Here is a 20,663-nt window from a genome sequence, read left to right on the forward strand (position 1 = left end):
ATGGGAGTGATCAGGGGGAAATTCAGGGACTTTTTCCCTGAAAATTAGGTAATTGACCCCCTCAAAATCGGTAAAACCCCACACCCCACACCCCACACCCTACACCCTGCCCCTAGGAAAAACTTTTTCAGCAAACCCTAAGTACCTAAGCAAAATTAATTACACATATCTAACCACCTCTTGCCTCTTGTCTCTTGCCTCTTGTCTCTTGCCTCTTGCCTATCTTCACTAGGAAATTAATTTTGCACGACTACTTATTTAATACTGCACACTTAAAAACTCACATCTGATAACTGATAACTTACCCACTGATAACTGATAACTGATAACTGATAACTGATAACTGAGAGGTGCGCCACTGGAAGTTCTTAAGTCTTATATCAAAGATCAGGAAACGCCGTCGTAAAACGACGGGGTTTTAACCCAAATTTTCGATAAGCGTCAGGCTAATATAGAAAAACACGGCATAGATTTCGCCGACCTGGAAGCGATTTTTAGCGGGCCGATAATCGAGCGCGTGGATAACCGTCAGAATTACGGCGAAATTCGAGTGATTCTAGTGGGTACAATCGATAATATCGTTTTGGTGGTGGTTTATACCTGGCGTGGCTCGGTTCGTCGAATAATTAGTGCTAGGAGGGCTAACAACCGTGAACGAAGAACATATTACCAGAGTCACCCGCGAACAGTGGGCGAAGTTGAAAGGCAAAACAGACTGGAAGAAAGTTAAAGGGATGAGCGAGGCGGAAATTGCCAAAAACGCCCTAGAAGACCCCGATAATCCACCGCTGCCGGCTGATTTTTTCGATGAAGTCGTGGAATGCACCCCAGTTTCCTTGAATCCCTAACCCTCCGATTAGTAACTGGATTTGGGGATTTTATCGGGGGCTGTATTAGCTTAGACTAACACAGCCTCAAGTTACTGTTTAAATGTCCAAATCCGTAAGATTTAAACGTGATCCGTGGGTTTCGATAAATTCTCGCCGGGGGGCAACTCGATCGCCCATAAGAATGGTAAATAATTCCTCAGCTTTGGCCGCATCTTCGATTTCCACCCGTTTTAAAGTGCGAGTTTCGGGATTCATGGTAGTATCCCAAAGTTGTTGGGGCATCATTTCCCCTAACCCTTTAAAACGTTGGATTGTGTAGTTAGCATTAGAGGGAAATTCCGCTATCTTTTGCTGTAATTCTCGATCGCTATAGCAGTAGGAATGATTTTTACCGCGTTCCAATTTATAGAGAGGAGGACAGGCGATATATACATAACCTTGGTCAATTAAATTCTTCTGATAACGATAGAAGAAAGTTAACAACAAAGTTCGGATGTGTGCGCCATCCACATCAGCATCAGTCATTAAAACAATGCGATGATAGCGCAATTGTGAGGGGTCGAAATCTTCTCCTTTAATCCCTAAACCGAGGGCTGTAATTAAGGATTGAATTTCCGTATTTTTGTAGATTTTGGCATCATCGGTTTTTTCGATATTGAGGATTTTTCCCCGCAGAGGTAGAATCGCTTGAAAACGACGATCGCGCCCTTGTTTGGCACTTCCACCGGCGCTGTCACCTTCAACGATGTAAATTTCTGACCTTTCTGGGTCTCTTTCGCTACAATCAGCCAATTTACCCGGTAAAGGTGAGGATTCCAAGACCGATTTCCGTCGTACTAAGTCCCGCGCCCGTCGGGCCGCTTCCGCCGCCTTGTACGCTTGTACTGCTTTTTCGATAATCGTGTCGGCTACTTGGGGATTTTGTTCTAAGTATTCGTTGAGAGTTTCCCCCACCAGGGAATCAACAATACCCCGGACTTCAGTGTTACCTAATTTGGTCTTGGTTTGTCCCTCGAATTCCGGTTCGGGGACTTTTACGGAAATAACGGCGGTTAACCCCTCGCGGACGTTTTCCCCCGCTAGATTAGGCTCGTTTTCTTTAATTTTATTGCGTTTACGAGCGACATTATTTAAAGTACGAGTCAGAACTGCTTTTAATCCTTCTAGATGGGTTCCCCCGTCAATGGTGCGGATATTATTAGCAAAACCGAGAATATTGTCGCTATAGGCATCTATACACCACTGAAACGCCACTTCGATATTAATTCCGTTCTTTTCCCCCGATACATAGATAATATCTTTGTGCAGGGTTTCTTTTTCCCGACACATATAGGCGACGTATTCTTTAATACCCCCCTCATAACAATAGGTTTCGATGTGGGGTTCTTCGGGACGGTAATCGCTAAAGGTGATTTTAACACCGGCATTTAAGTAGGCTAGTTCTCGTAAACGTCCGGAGAGGGTACTGTAATCAAATTCGATGCCTTGGCTAAAAATTTCGGTGTCTGGCAGGAAATTAACCCTAGTTCCCGTTTTTTCTTCTTGACTGGGACTGCTGACCAATTCTGTGACGGGGATACCTCTTTCGTAGCGTTGGGTATGTACTTTATGATCGCGCCAGACTGTCACATCAACCCATGCAGAAAGGGCATTAACGACGGAAATCCCGACTCCGTGTAACCCTCCCGACACTTTATAGCCACCACTGCCAAATTTACCGCCGGCATGAAGTATAGTGAGAACGGTTTCGAGGGCAGATTTACCCGTGGTGGGGTGGACATCGGTGGGAATACCCCGGCCATCGTCGGTGACGCTGACGGAACCATCGGCCTTGATATCCACTTCGATATGAGTACAGTAACCCGCTAGGGCCTCATCGATCGAGTTGTCCACCACTTCATAGACTAAATGATGTAGTCCCCGCGGCCCGGTCGTACCGATATACATCCCCGGCCGCTTCCTGACTGGTTCTAACCCTTCGAGAACTTGTATCTGTTCCGCGCCGTAGTTACTTGTCATAAAATTTCCCTAAAAAGGCTGTGATCCCTGATTGAACCTAAATGAATGGCAAAATCTTCAAAAATTTTAGCACATAAGGGTTAAAGACTGCTTAAATGCCTTTAGGGGGAATTTTTTATTGGGGATAGGACATAGGGAGACATTTTTGTTACAAGCTAAACCACTGGAAGGCAGCAAGGAGAGGAAATTCAATACCGTGTCTTTCTTCCCTGTCATTAGACCTCTTGCATAAATCGGAATTTCCGATGCCTGATTGAATAAAAGTTACAGCCATATTCAGCTTTAGAAAAAAGATCATTTGAAGAGGCTAAAAACCGCTAAGATGGGTGGGAACCTGTTGCACCTCTTTGTCTAGAATAAATGTATCGCCAATCTGAGTTCGTTTCTCAGAAGACAAACATATGTCACGGAGCGGTACCTTCCTTCTCAGAAATCACCTAAAGAACACTATCGGTAGAAAATGAGCGAACCGTTAGTTCTAAGCGTTCTAAGCACTTCTGCTTATTGTAATTATGGGATGCTCTCCTGTACAATTACGGTAGCAGTATGTGTACAGATGAAGTTGAATCGTGGGTTGGGCAGGACGAGGCTTAACCGTGGTCTTAGCAAGGTCTTCAGGTCTTTTTTCTGATTTTACCTTGCCCACTTTAACAGAATTACATACACTACCAAGCAATGTTGCCAAACTAATCACCTTGAGATCAGGGGGTAGCAACTTCGTCATGACAAATACTTCTCCACAATCTTGGACTTGTACAGGACATTCAGGTAAAACACACGATGAAATCGAGAATTGGGGAGATACCTGCTCTTTCCCTGGATGTCCAATGGTTCGTGGGCAAGACGGAAAAGCAACTTTACCCCAGCGAAAGCAACCTCCTAAACTACCAGTCAAACCTATCATAGCGGCAGCATTATTGTTAGCCGCGTTGGGTGTGGGTTTTCTTTTAAAAGATAAAATTTTTGGTGGTTCGGAATCTGCCGTTACTCCTACCCCTACCCCTACCATTTCACCTTCGACTCCTGGCACTCCTTATTCCCCTACTCCAACTACCTTTGACCCCACTTGGATCAGTGCTGGTGAGCGCACCTTAAATAGAACACAAGCCAATCCCTTTCGAGATCGAGGCGTAGAAGCATTTATAGCAGGGAATTTTGCTGAGGCAGTTACTCAGTTCGAGAAAGCAGTTTTAGGAAATCGCAACGATCCAGAAGTACAAATTTACCTCAACAATGCCAAAGCACGTCTTAAAGGCTCTCCTTTAGTTGTGGCAACTGTCGTTCCTATCGATAATCGATTGAATATTGCCCAAGATATGTTACGCGGAATGGCTGATGCTCAAACTCGCTTTAACGACGCAGGAGGAGCAGGGGGGCGTTTAGTCGAGATAATGATCGCTAATGATGGTAATGAACCGGCAAGAGCGCAAATGATTGCTCAAAATCTGGCTAATAACCCGAATGTCTTAGGAGTGATTGGGCATAACTCTAGCAAAGCAAGTCAAGCATCCCTTCCTGAATACGAAAAGGTAGGACTAGCCATGATTTCACCAACCAGTACCAGTGATTATCTATCGGGTAATGTTTTCTTGAGAACGGTGCCTTCAGACGGAGAGAGCGTAAAAATACTAGCAGAGTACGCTAAAAATAAACTGTCGGTTCAAAAGATAGCAGTTTTCTACGATCCCAATAGCCCATTTAGCAAGAACTTATTTGAGGTTTTTGAAAAAGCCTTTAAGCAATTAGGAGGTGAAGTCTACACGGCGATCGATCTAACTCGACAAGATTTAGATGTTAAGCAAGAAATACAATCCCTTCGCAATCAAGTCACTGCGATCATCTTGTTTCCAGACCCTAGTAACATTTCCAATGCTATTTCTCTGGCCCAAGCTAATGCTCAAGTCTCTGGAACGAAGTTTCAGCTTTTGGGAGGAAATTCACTGTATGGTTCTGATATCCTCACAAGTGGGGGAAATGCTATAGAGGGTCTAATCATAGCGGTTCCTTGGGTTGCCAATAATCAACCCTATGCCCAAGCTGCATATCAGCGTTGGGGTGGAGCTATTAACTGGCGAACAGCAAGTAGTTTTGATGCGACTATCGCACTGCTTAAAGCCTTGTCTGAAAATCCGACTCGCGCTAGTGTCTTACAAGACTTAAAAGCAACTAATCTACCAGCTTCAGAAACCTCTGGACAGCAGCTTCAATTTAATGCTCAAGGAGAACGACAAGAAGAATCAATGTTGGTCAAAGTCACCAAAGGGGCTCCTAATCGTCCTCCAAATGTTGATTACGGATTTCAATTAATTCAATATGTTGATTACGGATTTCAATTAATTCAATAACAAATGATTTTACACACTCCTCAACCTGTTTGGCGTTATCCCTATTTTCAAATCCCAGCCATTTTGACAGGATTGTTTCTGATTCTTGCTTTATTAACTAGCTCTCTTAAATGGTTTCCTCCAAGTGTATCAGTACAAATAATGCTCGATCTGAGTTCAAGCACCTATCAATCAACGAATATTTTTCGAGGAACAGGAACAATTATGGCTGCAGAAATCGAAGCGGTTAAAGAGTACGCTCGCCAAAATGCTAGAGCAGAAAACCCTATTCTGCTATCTTTGTATGGGTTTGCCGATCAAGTAATTCCTATTACCCAAAACTTCTCTAATAACCCCAGAGAAATCGAGCAGTCTTTAGATCGAGTCGTGCAACCTAGTATAGCTTCTCTGATTGGAGGTGGAACGAACTTAAATATAGCTGTAGAAAAAGGACTAGAATCGCTCAAACTCCAAGTTGGAAGATGCAAAGAAATGTTAATTATTACCGACGGTCAGACTGAATTGGAGGAAAACTTGATTTCTCAAACTGTCAATAATGATGTTCGGCTTAATTTTCTGATTATAGGGCAAAACATTCCCACCAATTTAGCAGATATTTCCTCAAAAACTGGCGGTATTGCTTTACTCGCTAACGTTTCTAATATCCAAAAGTTAGTCAGCGAAGATTTTCGTAAAAAATTTAGTTCTAATTCCAAGCAAGTCAATTTTTTTCTAGGAGCAGCTTTCATTTCCTTGATGTGGATGTTGGTACTACCTATAGATCGATTTCTGCAAAACTATAGAAAAATGCCTTTTGATTGGACGGGAAGAATTGCCTTATGCAATGCCCTATTTTGGACAGTTTTTATCCTTTTGAGGATAGGCTTTCCTTTCTGGAGTGAATGTTAGAGTTACCAACTTTTATTAATGACGGAGAACATTATGTATAGCGTTACCCAAACAGATAGAAAAGATATTGTTCCTACTTTAGTTATTGGAGTAGGGGGAACCGGATTAGAAGTAATTTTGCGAGTTCGTCGTTTAATTACTGAATCCTATGGCAGTTTAAAAAATTTTCCCATTGTTGAATTTTTATATATTGATACTGATTCGGGTTATAAACCTTCAAATCCTCTGATGATTGGTCCTCCTTTAGAAGAAGGAGAAAAATACTATTCAAAAGTTACGCTTCCAGAAGTTCAAAAAATTGTCCAAGATCCCAGTGGATGGGACTGGTATCATGAGTGGCTGCCTCCTGAACTCATAAGTAATCCCCAGTTATTAGCCTCGCAAGAAGGTGCTGGGCAGATTCGAGCTTGTGGGCGCTTTTCCTTCTTTTTTAATCGTGACAAGATTGGAGCCGCTTGTCAAAGACTAAAAAAAGAGATTCGCAAAAGTGAACATATATCATTCATGCAAGAAAACTATCAATTAAAAGTTAAGTCTGAACTAAATGTTTTTGTAGCTTGTTCAATTGCTGGAGGAACAGGCAGTGGAATGTTAATCGATCTGGGATATTCTCTGCAAAACTGGTTATTTGGTAGAAAAGAAAAAGAACAAGGAGAAAAAGGAGATCTGACAGCAATTATTTGCACTCCTGATGCTTTTAGTAATGTCAATTCTAATGACAAAGTTCAGTGTAACGGTTATGCTGCTTTAGCAGAATTAAACTATTTTTCTGATCGAGGCGACGATCCAAAAACCAGATTTAGTGTTCGTTACGCACGAAATGAAGGTTCTCGTATTGAAAACGATCAAGCTCCCTATGATTATACTTATCTGATAGGTTCAACTAATGGATCTGGCGTGAATCTGAGCTTAGATCAAGTCAGAGAAGTGATGGCTCAAAACATCTTTTTAGATTTAGTTTCAGATTTTTCACCTTATAAACGCTCAATTCGAGATAATATCAAACGAGCAGCTTCGGGGAGCAACGATAAACCTCCAATTGGACGTAGCTATCCTCGTAATTTCATGAGTTTTGGTTTAGCCAGCATTGAAGTTCCTATTCATCATATTCGCTCCTATCTAGCTTCTCGACTAGCAACTGATTTATACAAGTGGTGGCAAAATTCTGAAATTAAATTGTCAGCACAACCTGAAACAGTGATTACTTCGCAATTGCGAGAAATTAATCTTTTAAGAGATGAACTTCGTAAAGCAATTTTACGCGCTAAAGATCAATCTTTCCCTTATCAAGCAGTTGTACAAACTTGGCTAAGTCAATTACGTCAAGACATCATTACTAATAACCAATTGCAATGTTCCCAGGAAGGAATTGTTGGTTTCTTTTCTAAGGAAAAAGGTAAGATTGTTAACTTTATTGATCAATATCTCCGTCCTCAAGTTGAGGATTACAAGCGCCATTTTGATGATTCATCACCAGACAAAAGGACTCATGGTGATTACTTGCGCGTGATGTATGATAATCAAGCAATGGTAATTAAAAAAGCCGAAACTGAACTTCGAGAACAAATATACGCCAACTTAGCAGATCGTAATTTAGGACCCAAATTTGTTCAGCTAAAAATTGAGGAAATTAAGCGCAGCTTTGATGCTGATATTGAAAGACTTTCCAAAGAAGCAGAGAAGAATTGGCTAGTCATCGAGGAAGAGGCTCGTAAGCAGTATGAGGCTAGTTTATCTCGAATGAACGAATTGAGAGATCGTTGGGGATTGCAAAAAGAATCGCAAATGAATAAAGAATGTGACGATATTTTAAAATACTTAGGACAGAATTTAAATGCTTTCTTGGAAAGAAAATCAAGAATTTTAGCAGTTGAAGTTCTCCGTCGCATGAAAGAATATATTAATCAACTCGAAAGACAGTTTAATAAATGGCAAACTCGGATCGAACGGTTAAAAATTGAATCTGACACTCAAGCTAAAAATTTTATGAACCAAGCAGATGCTTTAGAAATTGTTGGAATTAAATTGTTTAAACGTCAGGAACTCAACGAATGGTACGAAGATTTTCTCGCTAACGTAGTCAATACAAACGAGATAAACCTCAAGGTTGCGGCGCAAAACGGTTTAAATGTATTGTGCGAAAGATTGACAGAAATAGTTCTGGCAAACAGCAGTTCTTTATGGGTAGAAGATAGACCTGCTAACGCTTATTTCCGTCTTTTTGATATTGAGAAAATTAAAGACATTCAATATCCTGATTTTGCTCAAATTGTTTATCAGCAGACGCAGACTACTATCAAAAATGCTGGGAATAATACAAGGCTTGTCCAAAATATGGATGCTTGTACTTGCTTTATGCAAGATTATCCCGACGAATTAGAGCAGAAAGCTAAGATTCAGGAGTTGTTTGAACAATCGAAACCTCTAGTAAGATTAGACCAAAATATTCCTCAAAACTCTGGATTTGACTATATTGATTTTGCAAAAGCTGGTTTGCTAGGAGGTGATAATCCCCAAGAGCCAGGAGCAAGAAAACAAGCTGATATTTTAAGGATATATTTTAATGAGCAGCAAGCGATCGCACCCCTGACAGAAAAAGAACGCCACAAAATTTTAGCCATTCATGAAGTGGGAGGATTTTCCCTGCGGTGTATTCAAGGAATGGATAAAATGCGCGAGTCATATCAACTCTGGCGAGGGCAACGTATTGAAGCCGAACGAAAAAGACTACGAGGGCAAAGGGCTGATCTTCCTCCTTCGGTTCATATTCAAAAGGATCTCGTTTTTTGGGACTTTATCCCCCCCGACTCTCAAATAGAAGAATTAGTAGTAATTTATCGAGCTTTAGAAATTTTGCTCGATGAGATTAACCAGAGTAACAATCAGCGTGTTATTCGTTACACAATAGAAGTTCACGGAGAACAAGAAAAAGTGACCCTGGCTGCTAATTGGGAAGATGCAGTTCAGGTTTTACAACTTCCTGATTGTCGCAATGATAAAGAGGAATTAAAACGCCAACTTGATGAATTAATCTATACAGCGGAAACACCAGCCCAAAAGCAGCAAATCCAAGAAAAATTAGAATCATATCTTCAAAAACGGTTGTCTGATTTTCGCAGACAGGGAGCAGAAGATAATCCCAGATATTTACGAGAAAGAAATATTATTCGTGAATTCAGTACCGCTAATCGATTGAAACCCTCTCCTTCTTCTGATGCTCAATCGCCTACTAAAACTGAACGTCAACAAGAGAGTACCTCTTCATCTAATCCAGTTCTAGGTTTTGAGATTGACTCTGGCTACGAAAAATACGAACAATATCTCGCTCAACTATGGAATCTCAAAGTACCTCTGGACGCATTTATCAGTGCCGCTCGCTCCAAAGCTTCTGAATTACAGCTAGATGGGCAAAAAGCAGAGGCTATCTGGAATAAGTTTATCAACCCATCTCCGCCTCCTCTCACTCCTCAAGAAGTCGAATATGAAAAATATCTCGGTGACTTATCAAATCTGAATGTTCCCCCAGAGGCTTTTATGAGTTCTGCGGAAGCCAAAGCATCTGCTTTAGGGTTGGATTCACAAAAAGCAGATGCCATCCGAAATAGGTTTTTGAGCTAACCCTTGTTTTACTCAGATTATTGCATCAGACTGCTTAAATGCCCTTAAGGAGAATTTTTTATTGGGGTTGGGTGTGGGGTGTGGGGTGTGGGGAGGGGAAATTATGAATTATGAATTATGAATTATGAAGTGGGGAGAGGGGAAATGGGGAGAATAAATAAAAGCCATCTCCTATCTCCTGAATACTGCCGACCGACTCCTAACCCCACCAACAAACTTTTTCAGCAGACCCTAAATAATGTCATCCTCAAATTTATAACCGACACCGACTACAGTTTTGATAAAGATCGGATTAGCAGGATCGGGTTCTACTTTTTTGCGTAAGCGTCGGATATGGGTATCTACTACCCTTTCATCGCCAAAAAAATCATTCCCCCAGAGATTATCGATTAATTGGGTGCGACTCCAGACGCGATTGGGATAACTGACAAAGGTAGCGAGTAGATTAAATTCTAAGGTGGTTAAATCGAGGGTTTCCTCCGGCATTCCCTCCAATTTACGAAGAGCAGAATGTTGATCTAAGTCGATCAGAAAATGACGGCTGCGATGGAGTTGTTGGGGTTGACTATCGTGTCTTAAACTACGTCTTAATAAGGCTCTTACGCGAGCGGTTAATTCCCGGGGACTAAAGGGTTTGACCATATAATCATCGGCTCCCGTAGATAGGCCGATAATGCGATCAATCTCTTCTCCCCTAGCGGTTAACATTAAGATATAGGGGTCTTTTGTCCCGGGTTTTTGGCGAATTCTAGCACACAATTCCAGTCCGTCTAATTCGGGTAACATTAAATCTAAAATAACTAAGTCTGGTTGCTTTTGATAAAATAGTTCTAGTCCTACCCTACCATTATAAGCCAGATGACAATTAAATGATTCCCGCTCTAAAGTTTGCTGAATCAAATGGGCGATTTCAATTTCATCTTCGATAATAACGATATCCATAAGTAAGTAGTTATAATTTAATTGAAGATAGATTTTGCCTTTGATCCCCCCTGCCCCCCTGAATAAGGGGGGTGCAGATGACCCCTTATTAAGGGGGCATCTGACAATTTTTAAAACCTACCTACTTAGGCATATTTTAACATATTAGTCATTCATTTCTTGCTCGGGGTTGAACATTGAAATAATTGTAATTTTTGAGATTTTCTGGGGGGAGAGTTGGCAACTCTCCCGACTTTGGTGGACTGGGGACTTTTCAAGGTAAAGGGACAAACTGCTCACCGGAGGGAGTTGATTGCACTTGAATTAAGACCGGTTGACCAATGCGATCGCCAGTATTGGGATCAAAGCTAATTTTTCCGGTGGCCCCTGTTTGTTGAAAATTGCCGGAGCGCAGCCTGGACTGTAGGCCCTGACGATGGGTATTTTCCCTTAAACCGGCAATAATCACCCGTGTAGCGTCAAAACTGGTGGCTGTGCGCCAACTAACTGGACCGCGCCACTGTTCCTGCATAAGATTGGCAAAAGTCTGGTTAACCGAGGGGTGCCAGGGTGCGGCAAGGGTTAAACCTTGGGCGTTTTTGCCGCCATCTTCGAGGGTGCGAATATTGTAGAGGGTGGGACTACTAAACAGAGGCAAACGCTGACGATTGGAGCGAATAACCTCAAAAACGGGATCGAGACGATCAACATGAGCGACGACAAATAGACCGTTAGCACCCCCAGAAATCGCCTGATTAAGAGCTTGATCGGCCTTAAAATTGGGGACACTCAGATCACAGACTATCGGCACAATTTGACCGCCTTTTTTCGCCACATTAGCCATCAACTCATCTTTAAAGGAAATATTATCAGGAGCTTGAGAATCGTAGCAAAAAGCAATTTTCTGGACTTTAGCAGTATTTACTATGTAATTTGCTAAGGTTTCCGTAATTTTGCCGTTAGAAGCCACGAGACGAAAGATATAATTTCCCGCACCGGAGAGATTATTAGCCAGGGAGGTGGGAGAAATCATCACCAAACCGCCTTTTTCGTAGATGGGAGCGGCGGCTAAACTGGCATCGGAGGCATTATGACCGATAACAGCGATAATATCAGGATTTTTGACTAATTCACCAGCTACCTCTTTCGATATCTGCGGCTGATTATCGTCATTAACCACGATAACCATCAGTTTTCTGCCGTTGATCCCTCCCTGTTGATTGATCTGGGTTTGTGCGCTGGCGACTCCTCGCAATATTTCCTGAGCGACGTTGGGATTAGTTGTTGCTGGCACAACAACGGCGATTTTGAAGGGATTTGAGCCAGTTTGCAGGTTGCTAAGATAAATTACGCTTTCGGGATCGTTGGGATGTTGAGCGAGGGATTTTTGCAGGAGTTGCTCTGCTTCTTGGTGATCACCTTGAGCAATAGCAGCGATCGCTGATTCTTTGATGGCGTTAGAATTAGTTTTGATCAGGAGATGATTGCCGTAACTCATGCGGGGATTATTATCGGCTTTTGGGGCAAATATTGCCGAGATTTGGGGAAAAAGAAACCAACCGATCAACCCCAGTAAAACATAGAAAATTGGCGGTAAGCTCGCTTTTTTGCCAGTCTTTGTCATCGCTTTACTCCTTAACTTTGCTGATTGAATTCGGCTAAACGGCGGTTAATTTCGTCATCAAGGCTTAAGAAATCGATTTCTTGAGCTAATTTCTCGCTATAGTTCTCGCTTAATTCACTATAGACGTTTTCTTTTCGATAACGGTCGTTAATCGCTTCATTGGCATCCTCAAAGCGATCGCGGGAGGTATTGAGGTTGAGACTACTATCAAATTCGTTTATTTTGCCTAAAGCCTCATTCATGGAACTAATCGCTTTTAAGTTGCTCATTTCTAACTTATAATGCTCGATTTTTTCCTGCTCTTGGCGAAGTTTTTCCTTAGCAGCAATGACCACTTTTTCGGCATTATCAACCCGATCTTTCATAGCGGGTAGAATTTTTTCTAGGGAGAGAACCTTAACCATAGCCAGTCTTGCCGCTTCTTGAAGACCTTTTTTTTGAGCGGTGACAGCCTGTTGCAAGTAGTTTGTGTGTTCCTGTTTTTTTGCCTCGTATTGTGCTTGAGCCGATTGCTGGGCCGCTACTACTTTCGCCACCGATTCTGTCAATTCCGCTAGGGATTTTTGCATCAATTCTAGGGATTCTTTGGCCGATTCTACGGCAATTTTTCCGCCGGATTCGATAGGAATACCCCACAACCAATTCCAGATCGCAACGAGAGAATTTCCTGCCTTATCACCGATCAGCCAAAAAATCAAGGCTTTTGGGGTTAATTTTTTGAACAATTTCATGCCGTTTGTCTCCTAGAGGTGTTACCTGTTAATTAGGAGTGATGGCTAACTTTGATGCAGTGGGTAAGGTTAATTTTTGTAAAAAGTCTTGACAAGGATAGGAAGGTTTAGAGTGGACCGGCAGATTTAATGGGAGCGAGGGGGACAAATTGACCATTTTTGACCTGTAGAATCAAGTAGCGGCGATCATCAGGATTATTGTTCATGTTGCGGACACCATTTTCATCGAATCTAACCTTGCCAGTCATTCCCTCATCAATAGAAAAATCGTTTCTTAAAACTTGATTTAAGAATTCTCGATCGAATTTTTGTCCTTGTTGGTATAACTTTTGCAAAGCGGTGAGGATAACTTTGGTCGCATCGTAGGCCATGGGAGTGCGCCAAACATTGATCTTATTTTGCCAAAAACTGTGGATATAATTATCTTGTTTGAGATCATACCAAGGCACGGTGATAACTAAATTTTCTACCCCCTGTTCACCTTCTGCAAGGGTGAGATAACTTTGAAAAGTGGGTGAACCTAAAGTTACTAAGTTTAACTGTTGTGCGGGACGTTGCTTAAAGATACTGACGGCTCTTTTCAGATCATTAACATAGGGAGCAACCATGAGAATATTTACTTGATATTGAGCGATTTTTTGATAAATTTCCTGTTCATCTAAATTAATTTCTGGTTCGATATTGCAGTCAAAATCTGCATCTTTAATGACTTTTTGAAAGCGCTGACCGAGGAGAATGTTTTTATATTTTTTAGCGAAGTTATAATTATCCCCAGAGCGATTATCGTAACAAATCAAATTAGTGGGGTTTTGGATAATTAGCTTGTCAGTTTGTTCGCGGATGTATTCACTTAAGCTTGTGGCAAAAGTTTCCATCTCGGGAACCATTTTATATATATAGCCATTACCGGAGATTTTCGGGGAAAAGCTGGTGGGAGATAGGGCAACAATTTTCCCTTGTACATAGATATCTTTGGCCGCTTCACTAGCAGCAGAAGCATTATGACCAACCACTGCTATGATTGACGGATCTTTGACAAATTTTTCGGCTCGATCTTTGGCATCTACGGGGCTATTATTATCATTAGCGACCACTACCTGTAGAAAGTGAAAATCAGGGTTTTTGGCCTGTTCATTGTTTAACTCCTCTTGGAATAAGGCAATACCTCGTAAAATTTCCTGAGCAATTTCTGGATTATTACCAAGAGGAACACTGGTGGCAATTTTTAAGGGATTTCTGTCTTGATAGGCCGCACGAGCGTTATTATAATAGATGCGAATCTCTGGATTATTGGGCAAGCGATCAAGGGATTTTTTAAAAAGCCGAATTGCTTGTTTATATTCTTGGTTTTTAAAAGCTTGTCTTCCCCGTTCAATAATGTTATCTTGTCGGTTTGTCTTTAATAATATTTCTTCACCTAAGCTAATTTCTGGGTATTTACTGGCATCATCGGAAAATACTCCTCCCCAATATAAAACTGATAAAGTTACCAGAATACTTAACATAAATAACAGAGCTTGTTTCCAGCGACTATATAAACGTAAAGGCCAACCTTGAACATGATTTTTTCCCATATTTTCTGGAGGTAAAATCAACGGTGGTTCTTCGGGATTTTCTATCAAAAGAGGCAGTAAAGAAGAACTAGCAGCATCCTTCTCAAATTCATGTAATCTTAATTCTTGTCGAGCGATTGTTAAGGATTCTTGTAGGGATTTATGTTCAAGAAAATTGGGAAGAAAAACTTCTAGAAATCTCAAAGCAACCCGCACAGCGATGGGTTCTTTCATAACAATAATATGGGGTACTCCGATATTAGCCAACTGACGACCAATACCTAACCCATCGCAGGAGTTACAGATAACAAGTTTTAAGCCTTTTTTAACAGCTATTTCTAGGGAATTTCTTAAATTATGTTCGGGAGATAAAGCCGTATCATTATCAATGATAAAAACTCCATCGTGACCGTCGCTACTGGTTTGACTATGACCTAAATAAACTACAATATCCCATGGATTTTTGATCAACTCATTGTGAATATTTATCGTTGAAAGAGGAACTTCTGAACTGGGACTTAATATTTGTATATAAACCTTATCTGGGTTTCCTATGGCCGTTTGCAAACTGGATAAACACAGGGAATTATGCTCGTTTTCGATGTCAATATTACCCAAAATTACTAAAATATTAATCGGAGAAGTCAGGTTAATTATCGGGGGATTTCTCTGGATAGTAAGAGCAATTTCCACATCAGGACACCATTGGTGTAAAAAATTCCAACACTCCCAGGGAATTTGTTGTAAATAAAAGTGGGTAGTTTGGATAAAAAATCTTACTTCTGACTTAGTACCTATATGGAACAAGATATGATTTTGTATCGAACTCATATCACTGGAATTTAGCCATTCATTTAAGCTATCTTTTAAAGTTTTAGTGGCTTTTCTGAGGTTGTCTCTAGGATCACCTACCGCTGCATGGGTGATCATACTATGAGGAACGGTAATTCCTAAACTGGGTTGACTTGCTACCCAATGATAATAAGCTCGACGATAATTTTGCAAAGCGGCAGCAATGTCAAGGTTAGGGACTAATTTCCCGTCAGCAAAAGGTGCTATCAAGAGATGATTGTCACGAATTTCTAGAGTGACGGAAAATCCCGTTTCAAAACTGCCATCACCAATTTTCAGAATCACAACTCTGCTCATGTCTTTACCCTTGACATTTTCTGCTATCTCTATTAAATCCTAAACTGTTCGGTAATGCTACTGTCCCCTAAACTTAGGTTAACATTAAAGCGATCGTCGGCATCAGCTAGAAAATAAAGCTGTAGATAGCTATCTAAGGGTTTCTCCCTTGCTATTGCTTCTAAACCGGGGATTAATTGGCCTATTTCATCGCTAATTTGCAAAGATAAACCGGGGGGTAGCTTGGCAAAATTGTCCATGGCATAGGCACGAATTAAGACAGCAACTCTCTGGTGACTGGTCGATAAAACTCCCACCATTAAAGCGATTTTATAACCCATTAATTGACTACCCACATCGAGCATTTTGCGGATAGCAGCATTAGGATAATGAGGATCGATATTCCAGAGATATTCGGCCGCTTGCCAGCGAATAGTTTCATCTTGGGTTTGATGTTGCAGTTTTGCTAAAGCTTCCTGTGGGGTTAAATGTTCCGAAAATTCCACCTCTTTTTGACTAGCATACAGTTGTCTAATTTCTCGCTGAATATCTGTCGGAGATTCTCGGCCGCTGATTTTTTCAGCAGCCAACAAAAAACCTGGATTAATTGGACGATAATTGTCGATAGTGATGAGGATTTCCTGCCATTTTTCGGTAATAATTCCCTGCAACCATTGACTAAGTTTAGTGGGGATTATTTCTAGACGCTGCTGATAAAGTTTTTCTCGCCATTGCTGATTATTCAACAAAGCTAACCACTGCTGACAACTAATATCTAATCTCGGAGAATAGGGTGAAACTTGACCTAACTTTTTAATTAATTTTTCTGCTGTTGCTGGCGATAAATTTTCTAAAGATTCCAGTTTTCCTTGTTCACTCTCTCCCTCTAAACAACTCTGCCAAAGAATATCTAAATCATCAATAATTTGCTCACTGTCCAAATAATATTGATGGTAAATTGGATCGTATTCTGCGAGATTTTTAACATCTTTTCTGGATATAAAACCCCAGATATTGAGGAATTTTTTTGCTAAATCTACCTGCACCCCTAGATAAAAATCTGCCGCTAAATCGGGAATATCAACCCATTCTTGCTCTATTGTCAATCCCTCAATATCAATAGCTTGACTGGGAATAGTAGTAACTTTTTTGTCTTGAATTTGCCAAGTAAACCCGTTAATAAACTCCCAAAGATACTGATGGTTTTCAGGTATTATTTGAAGGGAACAATCAAGATTATCTTTCAGCCAATTGCTTAAGCATATTTGCACCAAGTAATTAATCAAAGCCTGATTTTTGGCGGTTTGATTAGAGTATTGACCGAGAATCGATCGAGCTTGTTTAATCTCTGTTTCCGAAAAAGTTAGCCAAAGGGATTTCGGGTTAATTTGTTGCAAAATATCGAGGTTGACTTTCATGGTATCTCCTAACAGATTAGATTTGAGTTAAGTAGGACTGACAAAAATATTCCAGATAAGCATCGATCTCTTGTTTTTGCCGAGATTGTAATTTAATCTCATTTAACAAAATAGGACAATCTTTGCCTTCCCTTGCACAGAGTAGCTGATAAAATTTTTTACATAATTGGGTTATTTCTCGACTAATAGTAGATGAATGAACTCCCAATCGATTAGCGATCTGTGCTTGCGTCATCTTTTGATGATAGTAATAATATACAATCTGTTTAACTTCCTCCTCTTGAGTGATTAATAACTTCTTAATATCTTCCTGGATTTCTTGCTGTTGTAGTAAGTCGTTACTTGGCTTCTTGCTGGGGATATTTTCCCAAAAGTAATTGCTATTATCGTCATAATTAGTAGGCTCAAATTTAGAGTAAGGAGGATCGATATGATTACGCATTATCTCCCCTATTTGATTGAGTTTTGCTTGCACTTCCTCAACGGTGAGAATAACTTGCGGTTGTAACTGCTGTAGGCGATCGATTACCTGTTGCCAATCCTCCTCTTGCCACTTATCCAATGATCTAAGAGAAGCTTTTTTAACCTCTCGAAAACAGTTAAATATTAGCAGATGATTCTCGTTAAAGATACCCGATGCTCGTAAAACTTTTTGAATTTTATTCGCACTAAAAAGACTGACTATACCGAGATTAGTCCTGCCAATAGTTTTATACTCTCCTCGCAGAAAATTATAGAGAGTATTTCTCAATTTTTTATCTGTCCATTTTTCTAAGATTAAGCGAAAAAATCCCGGTTTGGTCTTGTTATCCTGAAAGTTACCGTAAAAATTGCGAGGATTGTTGGTGATTGCCGTAGAAAGCAAATTCAGCAAATAGTAGAAGAGGGTTTCATAATCAGCATCGATCCGATGGCCGACATTTTGATAGACCCTTTGAGTTACCATACAGGAGCGATATTGTAAGAAAACCATCCAATGGGACTTGACTAATTGGTTATTAGGATCATTCTGTAAGCATTGCCACAGATAAAAATACACCGCTTCATCATTGACCACGCTTCCAGCGATCGCATCGATCGATTTTCTTAATTGTGGCACTTCGCACCAGAAAACTCGATCGCCTTCAATGGCTTTAATAGTAGTATAAAAGTACCTAACGCTCATTTCTATCACCGGCTACAGGTATCTGATATCTGATTAGGTAAAAACCGAGGATTTTCTGCAAGAGTAGCAAACAAATTGAGCGATTGCCTTGCCAAGCGCACCTCTTTCTCTGACAATAGATGAGGGACTGATGAGAAATTATCAGTTATAGTGAGACAGCCTTAGCAAACCAGTACAAGACTCATAAATTCACTCTGAGCTGCCACAAATAGCCGTCATATCAACTTCTAGGACAAAAATTAGGAATGCGAGTAACTTTTACCGAAAATCAGGGTTTTAGAAAGGAATTGAATAAACGGGTTGATGCTTATTTTACCGAAAACGGCATCCCCACCAGAGATAATTTTGCCATGTACCTGAAGACGATCACGATTTTAACTTGGGTAATTGCCGCTTGGCTATTTGTGCTTTTTGGTCCAGATATCTGGTGGCTAAAAATTATCGGTTGCATGGTTTTAGGGGGAGGATTAGCAGGAATCGGTTTTAGCATTGGTCATGATGCTAACCATGGCGGCTATTCTAGTAAAAAATGGGTTAATTCTCTCCTTGGCATGAGCTACGATTATATCATCGGTACTTCCAGTTATCTCTGGCGTTTTCGTCATAATTATCTCCATCATACCTACACCAATGTTTTAGGGTACGATGTGGAAATTCACGGCGATGGTATCGTGCGAATGACTCCCCATGCCGAGCATAAATGGTATCATCGTTATCAACATTTATTTATCCCGATTCTCTACGCTATAATTCCTATCTATTGGTCATTCTCCGATGTGCGCTCTATTCTCTTTGGTCATCGTTTTGGCGAGATTAAAATTCCCAATCCTAAACCGATCGATCTATTCGTTTTATTGAGCGGAAAACTTGTTTATCTCTTTTGGTTTATTGGCATTCCTCTCTTAGTTGGTTATAGTCCCCTAGAAATAGCGATCGGTTTTCTCATTGCTTTTATGACCTATGGAGTGCTTGCCTGTCATGTATTTATGTTAGCTCACGTTTTGGAACCCGCCGAATTTATTCAACCCTCGGCAGCTAACCAAATCGAAGACGAATGGGCAATCTTTCAAGTGCGAACTACCGTAGATTTTGCTCCTAAAAATGCTTTTTTAAATTGGTATTTAGGGGGATTAAATTATCAAGTTGTTCACCATCTTTTTCCGCAAATTTGCCATATTCACTACCCCAAAATTGCCCCAATCTTAGCGGAAGTTTGCCAAGAATTTGGCGTTAATTATGCCGTTTATCCCACCCTGCGAGGTGCTTTAGCTTATAATTATCGTTGGCTCAGACAATTAGGCAATAAACAAAGTAATTTCGATCTCAAATTAGCCAGCTAAATATCAGTTATCAGTTATCAGTTATCAGTGATCAGGTGTGAGTTTTCAGTGAATAGTATTAAGCGACAAGCTCGCAGCTGCCTTTTTACTGATTACTGTTGACTGATTACTGTTGACTGTTTACTGTTTACTGATCACTGAAAAATGAACCTACCCAACTCGATTACCCTATCGCGACTCTTGGGACTGCCATTAATTTTATACTGGTTGCACCAAGGCACAGAAATCGATCGCTGGTTAAGTTTAATTATCTTTCTGATTGCTGCCAGCACCGATTGGCTCGATGGTTATCTAGCGCGAAAATTAAATCAAATCACCGAATTAGGTAAATTTCTCGATCCTTTGGTCGATAAATTACTGGTTCTCGCTCCCCTCTTAGCTCTGATTGAAATGGATTTAATTGCTGCTTGGGGAGTATTTTTGATTCTCGCTCGGGAATTAGCGATCGCTGGTTGGCGTATTAATCCGAATTTAACAGGAAATAGTGACATAAAAGGGGCTAATTGGTGGGGAAAAAGCAAAACAGTCAGCCAAATTGTCGCCATCGCTCTCTTAATTGCTCCCTTGCCTTCTGAATATAACTTAATTTCTCAGATTGCCTTTTGGCTATCGGTGACATTAACTTTAATTTCTGGCGTGATTTATGTCACACCCAGCCGAAAATTAACCCAAAATTGATAAAAATTTAACCATTAGCAACAATTCAGGAAACAAACCAAGAGAAAAAGGTTGCATTTTTTTCTGGGTGTGTAATAATCGGGTAGAATATTGTCAAAATCCTCAGGTTCAAACATACCACTCAAAAAAAAACTATGTCCACTATCACTATATCTTTTGCTGACTCCACAACCCCTGTTAGTTTCACGGTTGGTGTGCAATTAACAGTTGCCCAGTTCTTGGACTCCTATGCTAATACCCCTATTTCTCTGTCGACAACAGCCACTGGTACATATAATCTCACTTCCATTGGCGTTTTCGATAACGGCGATACGGTTTGGAGATTATTCAACGGAACGACCAGTGATGTTAGTAGCGCAACCCTTTCCGCTTACGGTGGGGGCTTTTCCAAGGAATTTTCCCTGT

15 protein-coding genes are annotated in these 20,663 nt (G+C 40.7%); 8 read left to right on the forward strand and 7 right to left on the reverse strand.

Annotated features, from left to right (window positions below; genetic code table 11):
- Positions 1–52 precede the first annotated feature (52 nt).
- The 3 genes from O9300_RS18560 (at position 53) to O9300_RS18570 (ending at position 848) form a co-directional block, all read left to right on the forward strand.
- A complete protein-coding gene (locus tag O9300_RS18560) occupies positions 53–232 on the forward strand; it encodes a hypothetical protein (RefSeq protein ID WP_287973277.1) in 180 nt (59 codons plus the stop codon).
- Positions 233–427: 195 nt separating this feature from the next.
- Positions 428–730: a BrnT family toxin gene (locus tag O9300_RS18565; protein WP_353845560.1), complete on the forward strand. Its 303-nt coding sequence runs from the start codon at positions 428–430 to the stop codon at positions 728–730.
- Positions 651–848 carry a hypothetical protein gene (locus O9300_RS18570; RefSeq protein WP_041804248.1) on the forward strand — a complete coding sequence of 66 codons (198 nt, stop codon included), beginning with the start codon at positions 651–653 and terminating at the stop codon, positions 846–848. Before O9300_RS18565 ends, O9300_RS18570 begins: the two co-directional genes overlap by 80 nt.
- A gap of 78 nt (positions 849–926) precedes the next feature.
- Here O9300_RS18570 and gyrB read toward each other — a convergent pair whose 3' ends face one another.
- Positions 927–2,849, reverse strand: a complete 1,923-nt coding sequence (gene gyrB / locus O9300_RS18575) for a DNA topoisomerase (ATP-hydrolyzing) subunit B (protein WP_002781027.1) — start codon at positions 2,847–2,849, stop codon at positions 927–929.
- 827 nt (positions 2,850–3,676) lie between these two features.
- Between gyrB and O9300_RS18580 the strand changes: the two genes are divergently transcribed.
- The 3 genes from O9300_RS18580 to O9300_RS18590 all read left to right on the forward strand — a co-directional run bounded on the left by O9300_RS18580 (position 3,677) and on the right by O9300_RS18590 (position 9,700).
- A complete protein-coding gene (locus O9300_RS18580; RefSeq protein WP_287973281.1) occupies positions 3,677–5,194 on the forward strand; it encodes an ABC transporter substrate-binding protein in 1,518 nt (505 codons plus the stop codon).
- 204 nt (positions 5,195–5,398) lie between these two features.
- Complete coding sequence (locus O9300_RS18585; protein WP_211569807.1) at positions 5,399–6,082, forward strand: vWA domain-containing protein; 684 nt, start codon at positions 5,399–5,401, stop codon at positions 6,080–6,082.
- Between the two features lie 33 nt (positions 6,083–6,115).
- Positions 6,116–9,700, forward strand: a complete 3,585-nt coding sequence (locus tag O9300_RS18590; RefSeq protein WP_287973285.1) for a tubulin-like doman-containing protein — start codon at positions 6,116–6,118, stop codon at positions 9,698–9,700.
- A gap of 231 nt (positions 9,701–9,931) precedes the next feature.
- On the opposite strand, the gene O9300_RS18595 is transcribed toward O9300_RS18590, so the two are convergent.
- The 6 genes from O9300_RS18595 to O9300_RS18620 form a co-directional block, all read right to left on the reverse strand.
- On the reverse strand, positions 9,932–10,642 hold the full coding sequence (locus tag O9300_RS18595; RefSeq protein WP_190722366.1) for a response regulator transcription factor: 711 nt from the start codon (positions 10,640–10,642) through the stop codon (positions 9,932–9,934).
- Between the two features lie 253 nt (positions 10,643–10,895).
- Positions 10,896–12,245: an ABC transporter substrate-binding protein gene (locus O9300_RS18600; protein WP_287973287.1), complete on the reverse strand. Its 1,350-nt coding sequence runs from the start codon at positions 12,243–12,245 to the stop codon at positions 10,896–10,898.
- An 11-nt stretch (positions 12,246–12,256) separates the two neighbouring features.
- Positions 12,257–12,976 carry a PspA/IM30 family protein gene (locus O9300_RS18605; RefSeq protein WP_287973289.1) on the reverse strand — a complete coding sequence of 240 codons (720 nt, stop codon included), beginning with the start codon at positions 12,974–12,976 and terminating at the stop codon, positions 12,257–12,259.
- 107 nt (positions 12,977–13,083) lie between these two features.
- Positions 13,084–15,678: an ABC transporter substrate-binding protein gene (locus O9300_RS18610; protein ID WP_287973292.1), complete on the reverse strand. Its 2,595-nt coding sequence runs from the start codon at positions 15,676–15,678 to the stop codon at positions 13,084–13,086.
- Between the two features lie 32 nt (positions 15,679–15,710).
- Positions 15,711–17,075, reverse strand: a complete 1,365-nt coding sequence (locus tag O9300_RS18615) for a DUF1822 family protein (RefSeq protein WP_287973295.1) — start codon at positions 17,073–17,075, stop codon at positions 15,711–15,713.
- A gap of 16 nt (positions 17,076–17,091) precedes the next feature.
- A complete protein-coding gene (locus tag O9300_RS18620) occupies positions 17,092–18,240 on the reverse strand; it encodes a sigma-70 family RNA polymerase sigma factor (RefSeq protein ID WP_287973298.1) in 1,149 nt (382 codons plus the stop codon).
- Positions 18,241–18,485: 245 nt separating this feature from the next.
- On the opposite strand from O9300_RS18620, the gene O9300_RS18625 reads away from it, so the two are divergent.
- Together O9300_RS18625 and pgsA are read left to right on the forward strand one after the other, a co-directional pair.
- Entirely contained in the window at positions 18,486–19,580 is a 1,095-nt protein-coding gene (locus O9300_RS18625) for a fatty acid desaturase family protein (protein ID WP_079209805.1), read from the forward strand.
- Between the two features lie 144 nt (positions 19,581–19,724).
- Positions 19,725–20,258, forward strand: a complete 534-nt coding sequence (gene pgsA, locus O9300_RS18630) for a CDP-diacylglycerol--glycerol-3-phosphate 3-phosphatidyltransferase (RefSeq protein ID WP_287973300.1) — start codon at positions 19,725–19,727, stop codon at positions 20,256–20,258.
- Positions 20,259–20,663: the final 405 nt, after the last annotated feature.

The sequence above is a fragment of the Microcystis sp. LE19-195.1E genome (assembly GCF_027532095.1).
Taxonomy (GTDB): Bacteria; Cyanobacteriota; Cyanobacteriia; order Cyanobacteriales; family Microcystaceae; genus Microcystis; species Microcystis aeruginosa.